At 64.0% G+C, this 15,614-nt stretch carries 18 protein-coding genes; 11 read left to right on the top strand and 7 right to left on the bottom strand.

Features of this window, described 5'->3' with window-relative positions:
• Positions 1 to 197 precede the first annotated feature (197 nt).
• The 3 genes from HMPREF3166_RS04295 to secA all read left to right on the top strand — a co-directional run bounded on the left by HMPREF3166_RS04295 (position 198) and on the right by secA (position 4,304).
• Positions 198 to 680, top strand: a complete 483-nt coding sequence (locus HMPREF3166_RS04295) for a ComF family protein (protein WP_246816925.1) — start codon at positions 198 to 200, stop codon at positions 678 to 680.
• Between the two features lie 130 nt (positions 681 to 810).
• Positions 811 to 1,515 carry a ribosome hibernation-promoting factor, HPF/YfiA family gene (hpf, locus tag HMPREF3166_RS04290; RefSeq protein WP_070487819.1) on the top strand — a complete coding sequence of 235 codons (705 nt, stop codon included), beginning with the start codon at positions 811 to 813 and terminating at the stop codon, positions 1,513 to 1,515.
• Positions 1,516 to 1,700: 185 nt separating this feature from the next.
• On the top strand, positions 1,701 to 4,304 hold the full coding sequence (gene secA, locus HMPREF3166_RS04285; protein ID WP_049049833.1) for a preprotein translocase subunit SecA: 2,604 nt from the start codon (positions 1,701 to 1,703) through the stop codon (positions 4,302 to 4,304).
• A gap of 3 nt (positions 4,305 to 4,307) precedes the next feature.
• On the opposite strand, the gene HMPREF3166_RS04280 is transcribed toward secA, so the two are convergent.
• On the bottom strand, positions 4,308 to 4,808 hold the full coding sequence (locus HMPREF3166_RS04280) for an Rv3235 family protein (protein WP_035004308.1): 501 nt from the start codon (positions 4,806 to 4,808) through the stop codon (positions 4,308 to 4,310).
• Positions 4,809 to 4,944: 136 nt separating this feature from the next.
• On the opposite strand from HMPREF3166_RS04280, the gene HMPREF3166_RS04275 reads away from it, so the two are divergent.
• Positions 4,945 to 5,355, top strand: a complete 411-nt coding sequence (locus HMPREF3166_RS04275; RefSeq protein ID WP_070487818.1) for an HAD family hydrolase — start codon at positions 4,945 to 4,947, stop codon at positions 5,353 to 5,355.
• 3 nt (positions 5,356 to 5,358) lie between these two features.
• Complete coding sequence (locus HMPREF3166_RS04270; protein ID WP_034984724.1) at positions 5,359 to 5,865, top strand: DUF6912 family protein; 507 nt, start codon at positions 5,359 to 5,361, stop codon at positions 5,863 to 5,865.
• Between the two features lie 8 nt (positions 5,866 to 5,873).
• On the opposite strand, the gene rsgA is transcribed toward HMPREF3166_RS04270, so the two are convergent.
• Both rsgA and aroA read right to left on the bottom strand, forming a co-directional pair.
• Entirely contained in the window at positions 5,874 to 6,881 is a 1,008-nt protein-coding gene (gene rsgA / locus HMPREF3166_RS04265; RefSeq protein WP_035004301.1) for a ribosome small subunit-dependent GTPase A, read from the bottom strand.
• Complete coding sequence (aroA, locus tag HMPREF3166_RS04260) at positions 6,882 to 8,171, bottom strand: 3-phosphoshikimate 1-carboxyvinyltransferase (protein ID WP_070487874.1); 1,290 nt, start codon at positions 8,169 to 8,171, stop codon at positions 6,882 to 6,884.
• A gap of 72 nt (positions 8,172 to 8,243) precedes the next feature.
• Between aroA and HMPREF3166_RS04255 the strand changes: the two genes are divergently transcribed.
• From HMPREF3166_RS04255 to rsrA, 3 genes are read left to right on the top strand one after another with little or no spacing between them, the layout of a single operon-like run.
• The gene (locus HMPREF3166_RS04255; protein WP_035004296.1) at positions 8,244 to 8,876 is read left to right on the top strand and encodes an SOS response-associated peptidase; all 633 of its coding nucleotides are present in this window, start codon (positions 8,244 to 8,246) and stop codon (positions 8,874 to 8,876) included.
• Positions 8,877 to 8,909: 33 nt separating this feature from the next.
• Positions 8,910 to 9,554 (top strand): sigma-70 family RNA polymerase sigma factor, encoded by a 645-nt coding sequence (locus tag HMPREF3166_RS04250; RefSeq protein ID WP_049049837.1) that lies wholly within the window; start codon positions 8,910 to 8,912, stop codon positions 9,552 to 9,554.
• Positions 9,555 to 9,560: 6 nt separating this feature from the next.
• Positions 9,561 to 9,824: a mycothiol system anti-sigma-R factor gene (rsrA, locus tag HMPREF3166_RS04245; protein WP_035004292.1), complete on the top strand. Its 264-nt coding sequence runs from the start codon at positions 9,561 to 9,563 to the stop codon at positions 9,822 to 9,824.
• 69 nt (positions 9,825 to 9,893) lie between these two features.
• On the opposite strand, the gene HMPREF3166_RS10430 is transcribed toward rsrA, so the two are convergent.
• From HMPREF3166_RS10430 to HMPREF3166_RS04230, 4 genes are all read right to left on the bottom strand, one after another.
• A complete protein-coding gene (locus HMPREF3166_RS10430) occupies positions 9,894 to 9,968 on the bottom strand; it encodes a 50S ribosomal protein bL37 (protein ID WP_011274008.1) in 75 nt (24 codons plus the stop codon).
• A 95-nt stretch (positions 9,969 to 10,063) separates the two neighbouring features.
• Positions 10,064 to 10,330 (bottom strand): WhiB family transcriptional regulator, encoded by a 267-nt coding sequence (locus HMPREF3166_RS04240; RefSeq protein WP_005293852.1) that lies wholly within the window; start codon positions 10,328 to 10,330, stop codon positions 10,064 to 10,066.
• 378 nt (positions 10,331 to 10,708) lie between these two features.
• Positions 10,709 to 12,010 carry an Rv3212 family protein gene (locus HMPREF3166_RS04235; RefSeq protein ID WP_070487817.1) on the bottom strand — a complete coding sequence of 434 codons (1,302 nt, stop codon included), beginning with the start codon at positions 12,008 to 12,010 and terminating at the stop codon, positions 10,709 to 10,711.
• A complete protein-coding gene (locus tag HMPREF3166_RS04230) occupies positions 12,007 to 13,356 on the bottom strand; it encodes a DEAD/DEAH box helicase (protein ID WP_070487872.1) in 1,350 nt (449 codons plus the stop codon). Before HMPREF3166_RS04230 ends, HMPREF3166_RS04235 begins: the two co-directional genes overlap by 4 nt.
• 80 nt (positions 13,357 to 13,436) lie before the next feature.
• Between HMPREF3166_RS04230 and HMPREF3166_RS04225 the strand changes: the two genes are divergently transcribed.
• Genes HMPREF3166_RS04225 through HMPREF3166_RS04215 form a run of 3 tightly spaced genes read left to right on the top strand, consistent with a single transcriptional unit; the run spans position 13,437 to position 15,584 of the window.
• On the top strand, positions 13,437 to 13,700 hold the full coding sequence (locus HMPREF3166_RS04225; RefSeq protein WP_080971939.1) for a DUF3107 domain-containing protein: 264 nt from the start codon (positions 13,437 to 13,439) through the stop codon (positions 13,698 to 13,700).
• 19 nt (positions 13,701 to 13,719) lie between these two features.
• Positions 13,720 to 14,676, top strand: coding sequence for a DUF3152 domain-containing protein (locus HMPREF3166_RS04220; protein ID WP_070487816.1), 957 nt, complete (start codon positions 13,720 to 13,722; stop codon positions 14,674 to 14,676).
• An 8-nt stretch (positions 14,677 to 14,684) separates the two neighbouring features.
• Positions 14,685 to 15,584, top strand: coding sequence for a TIGR02569 family protein (locus tag HMPREF3166_RS04215; protein WP_049049840.1), 900 nt, complete (start codon positions 14,685 to 14,687; stop codon positions 15,582 to 15,584).
• The last annotated feature ends 30 nt before the right edge of the window (positions 15,585 to 15,614 follow it).

Below are 15,614 nucleotides of genomic sequence, written 5' to 3'. Positions count from 1 at the left end.
CCGTGGGGATTAAGGGGGACTTCGGTGCGCTCGCAGGGCTGGTGTGGCGGGCGGACTGTGTGTGCTGCGGGGCGGTGACCGGTGGACAACTGTGCGAGGCTTGCGGGCTCCAGTTGATGCAGCGTTGGCAACGCTGGCAACCACGAGTGTCGGTAGTGCCCGTCTTCGCCAGTGGGGTGTACGGCGGAGCGAGGCGGATGCTAATCCTCAGCGCCAAGGAGAGACTACGGCCGGCGGCCATAGACGTGGCCGGCAGAGTTCTTGCCGCCGGAATTCTGCACGTTAGTGGCCTGGGCTTGGTGCCCGATCCGCGTTTGGGGAGGGTGGTTCTGGTGCCCGCCCCCACCCGGAAATCGGCAGCGCGGAAGCGCGGTGGGGACATCGTTACCCGCTTCTGCCACGCCGCCGCAGCGCTGTATCCCGGAGTGGAGGTCCACCCGGTGGCGTGGCTGAGCGAGGCGAGTGTGGATTCGGTGGGGCTGGACCGTCACCAGCGTCGCGAGAACGTGGCCAGCAGTATCCTGTTTGACTCGGCGGCGGTCGGGCGATTGCGCGGGGTGGGGGAGGTTGTGATTGTCGATGACGTGTGCACTACGGGCGCCACAACAGCGCAGTTTGCGCTGGCTCTGTCGGCGCGGGGAGTGCGGCCGCGATTGGCGCTGGTATTGGCTGGCGCGTAGTTCACATAAATAAGGGGTATATGCACAAGTGCAGCAACGGCGATAGGTAGACTAGGAATTGGAACGATCGCCGTTGGAAGGTGGGTAATCCGGCCCGATTCTGGCGGTGAATGACTTTGGAGGTTGAGCAATGTCGACCGGCAAAAACTCGTCCGACTTTGGCAACGAGGAACTTGCTGCACCCGAGGCAGGCGTAGAGATCACTGGGCGCAACGTTGAGGTGCCGGAGCACTTCGCAGACCGCGTCAAGGGCAAGCTCGCGAAGATCGAGCGCCTGGACCCGACCCTCACGTTCTTCCACGTGGAGCTGCAGCACGAGCCCAACCCGCGCCGTGGTGACCAGCAGGATCGCCTTCAGATCACCGCAACCGGCAAGGGCCACATCGCTCGCGCAGAAGCTAAGGAAGATTCCTTCTACGCTGCCCTCGAGGTCGCCGTTGGCCGCATGGAGCGCTCCCTGCGCAAGGTGAAGGCGCGTCGCAAGATCGCCCGTTCCGGCCACCGCGCTCCGATGTCCATGGGCGAGGCAGCTGCCAGCCTGGTGGAAGAGGCACAGCCGAAGGCTGAGACCAAGCCGGAGGAGGCAGGTCCGTACGACGTCGACCCCTACGAGGATCAGTTCAAGCCTGGCCAGATCGTGCGCAAGAAGGTGCACAAGTCGGCTCCGATCAGCGTTGACCAGGCGCTGAGCGAGATGGAGCTCGTGGGTCACGACTTCTTCCTGTTCATTAACGAGGAGACCGGCCAGCCGTCCGTGGTGTACCGTCGCCACGCTTTCGACTACGGCCTGATCACCTTGGAGGAGAAGGCAGCGGAGAAGGACGCAGAGAAGTAACATCTTTCTCTAAATCGTCTTTAACCCAGCAGCCCGGCCCTCACGACTAGCCCGTGGGGGCCGGGCTTTTTATGACTGGACTTGCCGGGTGTAGTTGCCCCCGGCCTTGGGGCTGGGGGTAGGATTATCCGAAGCCGACCAATTAGCTAACCAGTTTTAGAAATCGAGCAAAGGACAGCATCAGCGTGCTAGGACTTTCGAAAATTCTCCGTATGGGCGAAGGCCGTGCGGTCAAGCGTCTCGCGAAAATCGCCGACCAGGTGATGGACCTCGATGAGGAATACACCGAACTCACCGACGAGGAGCTGCAGGCCAAAACCGACGAGCTGAAGAAGCGAGTTCAGGAAGACGGCGAGAGCCTGGACGACGTCCTGCTCGAGGCTTTTGCCACAGCGCGTGAGGCCTCCTGGCGCGTGCTCGGCCAGAAGCACTACAAGGTGCAGATCATGGGTGGCGCTGGCCTCCACTTCGGTTATGTTTCCGAGATGAAGACCGGTGAGGGTAAGACCCTGACCTGTGTGCTCCCCGCATACCTCAACGCACTGTCCGGCAAGGGCGTGCACGTCGTTACCGTGAACGACTACCTGGCAAAGCGTGACGCCGAGTGGATGGGCCGTGTGCACCGCTTCCTGGGGCTCAGCACCGATGTGATCCTGAGCGGCAAGAATCCCGCTGAGCGACGTGAGGCCTATAACGCCGACATCACTTACGGTACGAACAACGAGTTCGGCTTCGACTACCTGCGCGATAACATGGCGCACTCTCTGAACGATCTGGTGCAGCGCGGCCACAACTACGCCATCGTGGATGAGGTCGACTCGATCCTCATCGACGAGGCCCGTACCCCGCTGATCATCTCTGGTCCGGTCGAGGGCTCCAGCAAGTGGTTCACCGCCTTTGCGGCAATCGCCCCGAAGCTGACCCGTGACATCCACTACGAAGTGGACGAGCGGAAGAAGACCGTGGGCGTCAAGGAAGAGGGTGTGGAGTTCGTCGAGGACCAGCTGGGCATCGAAAACCTCTACGCTCCGGAGCACTCGCAGCTGGTGAGCTACCTGAACAACTCCATCAAGGCGAAGGAGCTGTTCACCCGCGACAAGGATTACATCGTCCGCAACGGCGAGGTCGTCATCGTCGACGAGTTCACCGGCCGCATCCTGGACGGCCGTCGCTATAACGAGGGCATCCACCAGGCGATCGAGGCGAAGGAACACGTCGAGATCAAGAACGAGAACCAGACGCTGGCCACCGTCACCCTGCAGAACTACTTCCGCCTGTACGACAAGCTGGCCGGCATGACCGGTACGGCGGAGACCGAGGCCGCCGAGCTGAAGTCCACCTACAAGCTGGACGTCGCCGCGATCCCGACGAACAAGGAAAACAAGCGTAAGGACCACGTCGACCTGATCTACAAGACGCAGGAGGCGAAGTTCGAGGCCGTGGCCGAGGACATCGCCGAGCGCGTGGAGACCGGCCAGCCGGTGCTGGTGGGTACCACCTCGGTGGAGCGTTCCGAATACCTGTCCAAGCTGCTGCAGCGCCGCGGCATCAAGCACAATGTGCTGAACGCGAAGTACCACGAGAAGGAAGCGGAGATTGTCGCCCAGGCAGGTCGTCTGGGAGCCGTCACCGTGGCTACCAACATGGCCGGCCGTGGTACCGACATCGTGCTGGGCGGTAACCCGGACATCATCGCCGACATCAACCTGCGCGAGCGCGGCCTGGATCCGGTGGAGACCCCGGAGGAATACGAAGAGGCCTGGGACGACGAGATCGAGAAGGTCCGAGAGGAGTCCAAGGAAGAAGCGGAGAAGGTCCGCGAGGTCGGTGGCCTGTACGTGCTGGGCACGGAGCGTCACGAATCCCGCCGCATCGACAACCAGCTGCGTGGCCGTTCCGCACGTCAGGGCGACCCGGGCGAGACCCGCTTCTACCTGTCCATGCGCGACGACCTGATGGTGCGCTTCGTCGGCCAGACGATGGAGGCGATGATGACTCGCCTGAACATCCCGGACGACGAGGCTATCGACTCGAAGATGGTCACCAACGCCATCAAGGGCGCACAGTCCCAGGTGGAGTCCGCCAACTTCGAGATGCGCAAGAACGTGCTCAAGTACGACGAAGTCATGAACGAGCAGCGCAAGGTGATCTACGGCGAGCGCCGCCAGATCCTCGAGGGTGAGGATGTGGAAAAGCAGATCCGCAACATGCTGAAGGACACCATCGAGGCATACGTCGACGGCGCGACCGCCGAGGGCTATGTCGAGGACTGGGATCTGGATACCCTGTGGAACGCCCTGGATTCCCTCTACGGCCCGACCTTTACCCACGAGGAACTGGTGGAAGGCGACGATTACGGCCGCCCGGGCGAGCTGAGCTCTTCTCAGCTGCTGGAGGCGCTGCTCGACGACGCGAACCGCGAGTACGACGAGCTGGAGGAGAAGGTCACGGAGATCGCCGGCGAGGAGCAGATGCGCGGCATGGAGCGCGCGGCTTTGCTGAACGTCGTGGATCAGAAGTGGCGCGAGCACCTCTACGAGATGGACTACCTGAAGGAAGGCATCGGCCTGCGTGCGATGGCGCAGCGCGATCCCCTGGTGGAGTACCAGCGCGAGGGCGGCGACATGTTCAACCGCATGAAGGACGGCATCAAGGAAGAGACCGTCCGCCAGCTGTTCCTGGTGCGTAACCAGCTGAAGCAGGCCGGCCAGGTGCACGTCGAGGACCCGGCGGCCGGTAACGAGGGCGTGGCCGTGGACCGCGCCACGCAGACCACCATGGGTGGTTAAGCGCTAGATCAAGCTGAGGCTATCGATCGCCCAAACCTTGACCCCGCGCCGCGCGGAGCTGTGCAGCTGATGCAGCTCCGCGCGGCGCTTCTGCGTGTGCTGCGACATGCTGCCCGCAATTGCCCGCACGCGCTCGCCCATCTGCACCGACGCGCAGAAGCGAACACAATCGCCCGCGCTGGGCTGGATGTGCAGGCTTATTATTGACGCCCCCTTCTCCACCCGCCCGCTCGTCGGTTCCGGCCGCACGTGTCGGCGGACGCGAAGTTGCTCTAGCACCCGCTCGCCGAAGGGCGCGCGGCGCAAATGGTCGATCGGACGGCGCCCCTCCAAAGCCTCCAGCCACATCTTTACGATCTGCGCGATGCGTTGGGGCGGTGGGGTGTTGGCGTCCCGAAAAGAATCGGTGACCTCCTCCTCAGTGACCTGCACCGCGACGGCCGGGGTGGGTGGGCGCAGGAACACGAAGTCCGGAAGTGGGCGCGTGGAAGTTGAAGTGGTCACGAAAGAAAATCCCCCTGTTGTTCATGCCATTGATGCCGTACGGTGCGTTCCCCCGAAGGCGCCATACGGGCATAACTATAGCGAAGTGCGCGCCCTGCGGGGCGCCGGAGGGCGAAAAGATGGCAGAATGTAGAGCATGCGTGGACTAGTAGTTGATTATTGCGGAGTGTTGGACGGCGCCGAGGAAGACCGTAGGCGGTGGCGCAAGCTGCTGTCGGCGGCGCGAGCGGAGGGCATTGCCACGGCGATTCTTTCTAACGATCCGGGCGGGGCGGGCGCGGCCCCCATCCGTACGTGGTTGGAGGGCGGCTATGTGGATGCCGTGGTGCTGTCCGGCGAGGTGGGCGCGGAGAAGCCCTCGGAGGAGATCTTCCGCATTACCGCCGACCGCCTGGACCTGCCGCAGAAGGATCTGGTGCTGGTGGACGACAACATTCTGAACATCCGCGGCGCCGTGGATGCCGGCCTGATTGGCATTTACTACCAGCAGTTCGACCGCGCGGTGGTGGAGATTACCGGCGTGTTCGAGCTGGAGGGGGAGTTCTAAACCATGCTGGTGTACATTCCCGCGACTTTTGACATGCTGGGCACACTCGCGGAGCAGGGGGAGCACCCGGTGCGCTCCGCGGTGGGATTTGCGCTAACGCCGGCGGTGCGGGAGTTCTACACCGGCGGCGACGAGGAGGAGCTGGCGTACACGGCCTTCCTGGACGCCGCGCGGGCCTCGCTGCGCCTGCTGAGCGCGGGTGGGGAGGAGCGCTTCCCGCACCGGCGCGTGGTGATCAGCGCGGAGATCGACGACTCGGCGGTTACTTTGGCGCCGGCCGACGGTGAGTCCGTGGTGCGGCTGGACCCGGCCGTTGTGAAGGTGCAGCAGTTGTTGGCGATCCATGTTGATGACGCCGACGCGGAGGCCGCCACGGCGAAAGCGATCGAGTGCATCGACGCAGCTGACCTGGGGGATGAGGACGCGGAGTTCGCGCTGGGGGACTGCGAAGACAACCTGATGAGCTGGTACGACGCGAAGGAGCTGCCGTTCCTGGTGGATTTGATGTAGCGGGTTAGCTACATTTCCCACTCGTTGTTGCTGCGCAGGGCCTCCAGCAGGCGGCGGATCGCTGTGACGCGCCGGGCGGACGCGCCGGTGAGGGTATCCAGGGCGCACTCCGGGTCGGCGGGCGGACCCATGTGGGTGCAGCCGCGCGGGCAGTCTTCGGTGACCTCGCGGAGGTCCTCGAAAACTTGTACGACGGTATCTGGGTCGACGTGTGCGAGCCCCAGGCTACGGATGCCAGGGGTGTCGATGATCCAGCCGCCCGCGGGCAATTGGAGCGCGACGGACTGGGTGGAGGTGTGGCGGCCCTTGCCCACCCCGCTGACCTCTCCGGTGGCGCGTTCCGCGTCGGGGATGAGGCGGTTAAACAGGGTGGATTTGCCCACCCCGGAGTGGCCGACGAGTGCGCTGACCTTGCCCGTGATGTGCTCGGTGAGTTCGTCCAGGGAGTCGCTGACGCCGGTGGTGAGAACCTCCACGTCGAGGTCACGGAACTCGGCAGCGAACGCGCTGGGGTCGGCTAGGTCGGACTTGGTGAGGCAGACCAGCGGGGTGAGGCCGCCGACGAAGGCGGCGATGAGGGCGCGCTCCACGAAGCCGGTGCGCGGCGGCGGATCGGCCACGGCGCTGACGATCAACAGGTAGTCCGCGTTGGCCACGACGATCCGCTCGAAAGAGTCTGTATCGTCCGCGGTGCGGCGCAGGATGGACGTGCGGTCTTCGAGCCGCACGATGCGTGCCAGGGTGTCCTTCTTGCCGGAGGTATCGCCGACCACGCTGACGTGGTCGCCGACGACCACATTGGTGCGCCCCATCTCGCGGGCACGCATGCAGGTGACGAGGGTGCCGTCTTCGTCCAGCACCACGCCCCAGCGGCCGCGGTCCTTGGAGACGACCATGCCCCGCTTGGCGTTCTTATGGCTCGGCCGATCCTTCGTCCGCGGGCGCGAGCCCTTGCCGGGGCGGACGCGGACGTCGGACTCGTCCCAGTGGTGGGCGTTGCTGTGCCTCCGCCCCATCTAGCGTTCCTGGCCCAGCAGCTGCGCCCAGCGGCGGCGGAAGCCGGGGAGGGTCTTGGCGGTGGTGTCAACGTCGGAGACCTCGATGCCTTCGACGCGCAGGCCCAGGATCGCTCCGGCGGTGGCCATGCGGTGATCGGCGTAGGACTCCCAGCGGCCGCCCTCCAGGGCAGCCGGGTGGATGATCAGCCCGTCGGCGGTCTGCTCGACGTTGCCGCCGAGGGCGTTGATGTTATCCGCCAGCGCCTGCAGACGGTCGGTCTCGTGCCCGCGCAGGTGCGCGATTCCGTAGAGGTGGCTGGGGCTATCTCCCAGGGCCGCCAGGGCGGCGACGGTGGGGGTGAGCTCCCCAATATCGTGCATGTCCCAGGTGATCCCGTTGACGCGGCCGGTGCCGGAGACAACTAGATCGCCGTGGTGGACGTCCAGCTCCGCCTCCGCACCCATGTCCAGCAGGATCTGGCGGAACTGGTCGCCCGGCTGGTTGGTGGTGGCGGGCCAGTTCTGGATGCGCACGGTGCCGCCGGTGAGCACGCCCGCAGCCATGAACGGGGTGGCATTCGACAGGTCCGGCTCCACGTGCCACTGGCGGCCGCTGATCGGGCCGGGGGGGACGGTCCACCGGTTGAAGGAGGTTTCCACGTCCACCCCGGCCTCGCGCAGCATCTGCACCGTCATCTCGACGTGGGGCTGGCTGGGCAGGGAGTTGCCCTCGTGGATAACGGTGACGCCCTCGGTGAAGCGGGCACCGGCCAGGAGCAGGCCGCTGACGAACTGGGAGGACTCGGAGGCATCGATGGTGATCTCCCCGCCCTGGATCTCCCCGGAACCCTCCACGAAGAAGGGCAGCCCCTCCGGGTTGCACTCGGTGCTTGTCTTCACGGTGGCGCCGAGGGCACGCAGGGAGTCCAACGTGGTGGACATCGGGCGGCGGCGGGCCTCCACGTCACCGTCGAAGGCAACCGTGCCGGTGGCCAGGGCAGCGATCGGCGGGACGAAGCGCATCACGGTGCCGGCCAGGCCGCAATCCACCTGGCCGCCGTGCAGCTTCTCCGCCGGGGTGACGTACATCTGGTCGTTCTTCAACAGGATCTGGGTTCCCATGGAACGCAGAGCCGACATCATCAGCTCCGTATCGCGGCTCACCAGCCCGCCGGTGATGGTGGAGGGCGCATCCGCCAGCGCGGCGAGGATCAGCGCACGGTTTGTGATGGATTTCGAGCCGGGGATAGCCACGGTGGCCTGTACGGGCTCGGTGGCGACCGGAGCCGGCCAGAGTTGTTCAGACATACCTGCAGACATACCCACATTGTCTCACTTTTTCGCTGGAAAAGAAGTGTGGGGTGGGCATAATGGGCGAGTATGTGTGGCCGATACGTTTTGTTCAGCTCCTTAGAAGAGCTTTCGGGTGACCTGCAACGACGGCTGGGAGCCTCGCGCATACCCCGCGCCGGGGCCGGGGAGTGGCCCGCCAACTACAACGTGGCGCCCACCACCGAGGTGCCCATCGTGCGGGAGTTTCGAAGCGAGGCCGCGATCGGCCCCGCACGCTGGGGCTATCCGCCGAAGACGGTGTTTAACGCGCGGGGAGAGACCGCATTCTCCAAGCCCCTGTTCGCCGGCTCCCTGCCATGCGCCTTCCCGATGGACGGCTGGTACGAGTGGACGGTCGGGGAGGATGGCAAGAAGCAACCCTGGTTCACCACCGCCACCGACGGCCACCCCCTATACGCCGCCGGGCTGTGCAAGGCCGTGGAAGGCAAGCTCTACGGCACCATCATTACCGTCGCGGCCCTGCCGGAACTCGAATGGTTGCACAGCCGCATGCCCAGGATCCTGGTGGGCGACGAGCTAGAAACTTGGCTGAAGGGCGCAGGGGCGGAGCTGGTGGCGTCACCAAACAAGGGAACAGAAGTACACAGCAGGAAGGCGGACAGGAAGGTCGGCACCGTGGCGAACAACTTCCCGGAACTGGTGGGAATGAACCGGCGATAGAATTGCGTTGGAAGAAAGGTGAGAGGTGAGCGAATGAAACGCAGCGATGATACTGCAGACGAGCTGCTGCAAAGATTCGAGGCTGACGCGCTGCCCCTGCTGGATCAGCTCTACGGTGCGGCGGTGCGGATGACGCGCAACCCGGCCGACGCGCAGGATCTGGTGCAGGATGCGTATATGAAGGCCTACCAGGCGTTTGGTTCCTTCAAGGAAGGTACGAACCTAAAGGCGTGGATGTACCGAATCCTGACGAACACGTACATCAACAGCTACCGCAAGGCGCAGCGACGCCCGACGGAATCCAGTGCTGACGAGATGACCGACTGGCAGCTGGCCGAGACTGCTAAGCATGACTCCGTGGGGCTCGAATCCGCCGAGGTGGAGGCGCTAAAGAACATCCCGGATAAGCGCATCCAGGATGCCCTGATGAGCCTGGGCGAGGACTACCGCATGGTCGTGTACTACGCGGATGTTGAGGGGCTGGCATACAAGGAGATTGCCGAGATCATGGACACTCCCATCGGCACCGTGATGTCGCGGCTGCACCGCGGGCGCAAGCAGCTGCGCAGCAAGCTGAAGGACGTGGCGGCGGAGCACGGGATTGTGACGGAGGCGGCACGAAACAAGACGGTGCAGAACAAGACGGCTCAGAACAAGCTGACGGAAGCGAAGGGATAAGAGCACATGTGCAAAGACAATTCGCGAAAGACGGACTGCGACGACCTGCTGGATGCCCTGTACGAGGTGGCTGATGGTGACGCCGACTGGGAGAGCCGCGAACGTTTGCGCGCTCACGCCGACGCTTGCCCGGAGTGCCTGCGGCAGCTGGGACTCGAGCAGCAGGTGCGCGACCTGCTGCGGAGCTGTTGTAGCCAGCCCGCCCCGGTGGAGCTGCGGGCGCGGATCTGCACGCAGTTGCGGGTGATTAGCTACCGGGTGGAGGAGTAGCGAGCCAAAGCAAAAGGCCGGCGGGCACCGTTTTCTGCGGTGCTCCTGCCGGCCTTTTTGAGTTACGGCTTAAGAGTTCGGGCGCTTGCCGTGGTTAGCCTTCTTCTTGCGACGATCCTTGCGCTTGCGGCCACGCTTGCTCATTGTGCAGCTCCTTGGTGTTTAAGGGGACAGTTTCAACCTGTTCAGCTTAGCGGGGGCGCGTAGCTGGACAAAATAGCTGAATAAAATGCTGGGGTTTAAACGGTGATGCGCTTGCGGGTACGAGTGCGGCCACGGTTGGTGCGACGCTTCAGTGCGCGACGCTCGTCCTCGGCCATGCCGCCCCACACGCCGGCATCCTGACCGGACTCGATGGCCCAGTTCAGGCACTGGGAAGCGACGGGGCAGCGGTTGCAGACCAGCTTGGCCTTGGCGATCTGAGCCAGGGCGGGGCCGGAGTTTCCAACGGGGAAGAACAGCTCTGGGTCTTCTTCACGGCAAACGGCTTTGTGGCGCCAATCCATTATTGTGTTTCCCTTCTATTTTTTCAGACAAAGGATGTCCGAAGGTGCGTCGTTTCGGTTCTTTGCAGTCGGTGTGGGCACTTTGGCCGGTGATCGAAGTTGGGCTCGACGAATTGACCTAGAGAATCTCTAGGTAAATTCAGGCAAAAGTGGTGGTGGCGAAGTGGCGTGCAGACCTGTGTGTAGAGGGGGTCGCGGCGGCTTCTCGCCTTGCGATTAAGACCTTGTTGGTTTGTTGTTAACCTTTTGGTCTCTTATCGGTTACTTGGATGATTTTGGCACGTTATTGCCAGTTTGGCTAGAGCTTTTTCTCAAATTGTGACGAACATCACAAGAAAATGATTTGGTATGCCAGGGGAAAGCGGTTAATGGGCAGTTTTACCCAGCGTCAGCATCCCCCAGCGCCACGACGGACTCACCGCGCTTTTCCACCAGCACCTCACCCGCCAGCTTGAGCGTCACCTGCCCGGTGTAGCCCTTGCGATCCACTGGGATCGTGCGCAGGACCTTGCCGTTATCCCAGTCCACCACTGCAATCCCCTTAGCGGTGGGAACCAGCAGCCGCCCGCCCATAGGAGCGGCAGGGCCGATTGCGCCATTAACTTGGAACGCAGGCTCCATGGTTGACGGGGTGAAGGTAACCACTCGGGTGCCATCAAACCAGCTCATCAGGTGCGCCGAATCCGCGGTCTGGGCGCGGAACAGCGTGCCATCCCGCTGCTGCGGATCCAGTAGCGGGGCGGGGTCGGCGGGGAACTGCTGGAAGTCGCCTTCCTTATCCAGCACCTGGAAGCGCGACCCTTCGTTATCGTTCTCGTCCTTCGCACGGGTGCCGTTGCCGGGAGCGTAGATCACCGCCCGGTCTAGCCCCACGCCCACCAGCTCGCTGTCCGCTGGGACCTCGTACTCGTGGTATTTCTCCGGGGCATCCGAGTCTTCCGGGTTCGTCTTAAGCAGCCGGATCAGCTTCTTCTCGCTATTGGGGCAGGTCTGCGCCGTAACTAGCAGATCCCTGCGCGTCAGTGCGGAGGTAAAGGTGCACTCGGTGTATGCCTGCTTGTTCGGCTTGCCTGCCGTCAGCTTGTCGCCGACCTCCACGCGCCGCACTGCGTCCGAGCGCAGCAGTTCCGTGCGCGTGGGGGAGAGCATCCCGATGTTGTCCCGGCTCTGGAACAACTCCACGTGGTCGGCGGCCAGCATGTCGCGGGTGTGGCGGTATTCGCCGGTCCCGCTATCCAGCGCCACTACCTGTCCGCATCCCTTGGGGCCCTGCAAGAAGAGATTCGCCTTGCCCCAGTTCGCCGCCATGGCGCACAGGTCGTGGGGTGCCTTATAGTGCCAGACCTCGGTGCCGTCGTCGCCCCGCACCATCGTGGCCTTGTTGCCGGAGGTTAGAACGACCCCACCCTGATCCACCACCAGGCCGGCGGAGTCCGTCCTCGCTTCCCACAGCTCGCGCAGATGCTCTGGAATCTGCCGGTCGCCCTTGGCGGAGTCGGAGGATGCAAGGGTCTTGTCCTCGGCCTCGATCGGGTGATCAGCGACCCGGTGGTCCACCTCGCGGGCGTCGGAATCCAGCCACGTGATCCCGCCGAGGGCAAGCAGCCCGCAAGCCAACGCGGCTGCGACGATGTGGTCGCCGCGACGGGCGCGCTCGGGGGAGGGGATGCGCCGGCTCATGGGCGCGGCCTCCTGCGGGACTTCTTCACCTTCAGAGCTGCACCTTTCACGCCGCGCGGTGCCCCCACCCGGTCGCCAACATCGTCGGGAAGGTTGAACTCAGCCAGAAATTCCGCGCTGGAAGAGAACCATTGTGGTGGGTCCTGCAAGTCCAGCCCCAGGGCGTCGCTGATGGCGTTCCACCGCGCGACCTCGTCCCAGCCGATGAGGCTCACCGCCGTGCCCGTGTTGCCCGCGCGCCCCGTACGGCCGATGCGGTGAACATAGGTCCGCTCGTCGTCCGGCACCTGGTAATTGATCACGTGCGTGACATCCTCGATGTCGATACCGCGCGCCGCCACGTCGGTGGCCACCATCACGTCCACCTCGTTGCGGCGGAACTCGTCCAGGGATTCTTCGCGGTCTTTTTGCCGCATGTCCCCGTGTACTGCGCCCACGCGGAAGCCCAGCTTGGCAAGCTCCTCGGCCACGCCCGCTGCCTGCCGCTTCGTACGGGCAAAAACGATGCTGCGGCCCCTCCCGGGGGATTGCAGAATACGGGCGAGTGCGGAGAGCCTATCGAGCTTGTGGGACTGGAACACCACCTGCTTCGTCGACTCGTGGGTTGCCTCCGTCGCCGCACTATCCGCCTGGATCAGCACCGGGTGCCGCATAAACGTCCTAGTCAGCGCCGCAATCGGTCCCGGAATGGTGGCGGAAAACAGCATCGTCTGTCGCTGCGGGCTGGTTTGCGTGATGATGTCGCGCACATCGTCCAGGAACCCCTGATCCAGCATCTCGTCCGCCTCGTCCAACACGACGATCTCGACCGTCTGCAGCTGCAAATACCCCTGTTTCGCCAGGTCCAGCAGCCGTCCCGGAGTGCCGACGACCACGTCCACGCCGCGCTCCAGGGCCGCCGTCTGCGCGTCGAAGCCCACGCCGCCGTACACCGCCTGTACCTGCAGGGCACGGGTCTTGCTCTTCTTTCTTTGGGACGCCCCCTCGGCCCCCACCGGCACACGCAAGTTGCGGGCGGCCAGGGTCAGGTCGTCGGTGACTTGCAGGCACAACTCTCGGGTAGGCACCACGATCAAGGCGCGCGGAGTGCCGTCCGGGGCGGTGATGGTGGCGTCATCAAAAACCCGATCGAGAACAGGAATGCCGAACCCCAAAGTCTTGCCCATACCCGTGCGTGCCTGGCCGATAACGTCGGAGCCCTTCAGCGCGATGGGCAGGGTGTATTCCTGGATGGCGAAGGCGCGCGTAATGTTGGCCGTGGCCAGAGCCTCCGTGATTTCCGCGGCCACGCCGAGCGAGCTGAAGGTTGGGCGGGAGGCAGAGGATCCAGAAGACGCAGAGGGCATCAGCACCTGCAGCACCTGCCTTCCTTGCTCGACCTGATAGCTATGATGGTCACAATACTGCACGTGAGTATAGAACGAACATGAAGGAAGGGTTTCCCATGCAGATCAAGGTCGGATTCGTACACAACGCCCGCGAGCTGGCTATCGCCATCGACACCAAGAGCGAGCAGGCCAAGTCCCAGGACGAGTACGTGGCAGAGATCGAGAACTTCCTGCGTTCCGGCGAGAATGAGACGCTGACCATTGAAGGCGCCAAGGGGGCGCGCTACGTGCTGGTACGTGGACAGATCGCTTACGTAGAGGTCGGCGCAGAGTCCAAGAACTCTGTCGGTTTCGTAAGCTAAGCAGGCAGCGACTAGCTGTATGAGTAGCGGCAGTAACGTGAAGCGCCACCCCATCCCGCCGGCGCGGAAGTCCGCGCCGGAAATACCGGGCGCAGATATGAGGCAGCCCGAGCGCGGGCGGTTTAGCTTCCGTGGCGTAATACTGATTACTGTCGCATTTGTGCTGGTGACCCTGCTGGTCATGTACAGCATTCTGCATGGTCTGGGTGACGAGGAGGACACGCAGGCCACCGGTGAGGTCGCGGTTACCAGCAGCGACGACGGCGGCTCTTCTAACGGCAGCGAAATCGGCGACTATGAGGACCTGAAGTTCGGTTCCTTGCCCCCGGGCGGCAAGTACACGAAGAAGGGCAGCGGGAAGTTCCGCACCGCCGGCGAGCCCGGCAAGACCTTCGGCAAAGGGAAGAAGAAGTTCACCTACGTGGTGGAGGTCGAGACGACGCTGAAGTCCTCGGCCTACGGCGGTGACGACGCTTTTGCCGCGATGGTGGACGCCACCCTGGCCAACCCGAAGTCGTGGGTGGGCGATCCGCAGTATTCCTTCCAGCACGTGGACGAAAAGAAGCTGCCGAAGGGGAAGAAGCCGGATATGCGGATTCAGCTGACCTCGCCGGAAACCACTGCCGCGACCTGTGGCGACAGCTATGGCATTGAGACCAGCTGCAACTTCCCGGGCGAGGGGCGGGTGGTGCTCAACGAGGCGCGCTGGGTGCGCGGCGCCATCCCGTTCGAGGGGGATCTGGGCGCGTATCGGCAGTACATGATTAACCACGAGGTCGGCCACGGCATCGGGCACAAAGCCCACGTGCCGTGTTCCAAGGATGGCGCACTGGCGCCGATCATGATGCAACAAACCATCAGCCTGAACAACGCCGAGATCTATAAGATCAACCCAGACAAGGCCTTCAAGGACAACCCGAACACCTGCAAGGCAAACCCGTGGGTGTTCCCGTTTGGGTACAAGAACAGCAAATAAGCGAGCACATGATCAACGAAGATTCTCATAGCGACTTCAACTCCCCGCCGCCGGCACACATTCTGGCCAGCTTCCAGGTGCCTTCGGCGCACCCGGTGCTGCTGGAACAGGAGTGGAGCCAGGGGTGGCGCTGCGACCGGGCGGTGATCTCCCGGGCGGATGAGCCGGCGCGGGCGGCGTGGATTGCCAAGATCATGTCGAAGGTGCGCCCGGCGGGGGTCTCCATGTCGCGACCCATCTTCTCCTCCGACGGGCGCTTTAGCGTGTCCGGTTGGCGGGCGCGCACTTTCATGTCCGGCCACCAGTCGCCGCGCTTCGACGAGATGGTGGCGGCCGCCTTGCGCCTGAACGAGGCACTGCGTGGCGAAAAGAAGCCGACGTTCCTGGCGCCGCCTGTAGCAGGGGAGAAGTGGAACGAACACGACCTGTTTGCCGCGGCGGACCAGGCCGCATTCGCCGAGGATCCGGCGGAATGGGTCACCCCGGTGCTGGCGCCCGAGAGCGTGCCGCGGGAGGACGCGGCCGCCGCCCTGGTGAAGGCCGCAAACCTGGCCGAGCTGCGCGAACCGATCGTGGAGGACGACCAGCTGGTGCACGGGGACATCGCCGGCTGCACCATCTTCGACGGCACCGCCGACCCCATCGTCACGGATCTTTACCCGGCGTGGCACCCGGCGGCCTGGAGCGTCGCGCTGCTGATCGTGGACACGATGGCCTGGGGTAACGCGCCGGATGCCCTGCTGGATCGCTGGGCGCACCTGCCCGACTTCGCGCAGCTGGTGCTGCGGGCGGCGATGTACCGGCTGTTCTTGCACGCCATGCTGCCGAACTCCCAGCCGGAATCGTGGGAGGGGCTGGCGCGCGTGGCCGACGTTGTGGCCGCCTGGGTAGCGAAGCGGGAAGACTAGTCGCCGCCCATAATCGAGGCCCTCGCCCGT

It is taken from the genome of Corynebacterium sp. HMSC08A12 (genome assembly GCF_001807485.1).
GTDB lineage: Bacteria > Actinomycetota > Actinomycetes > Mycobacteriales > Mycobacteriaceae > Corynebacterium > Corynebacterium evansiae.
Note: the sequence above shows the minus strand (reverse complement) of the source record. Positions and strands in the feature narration are given on the sequence as shown.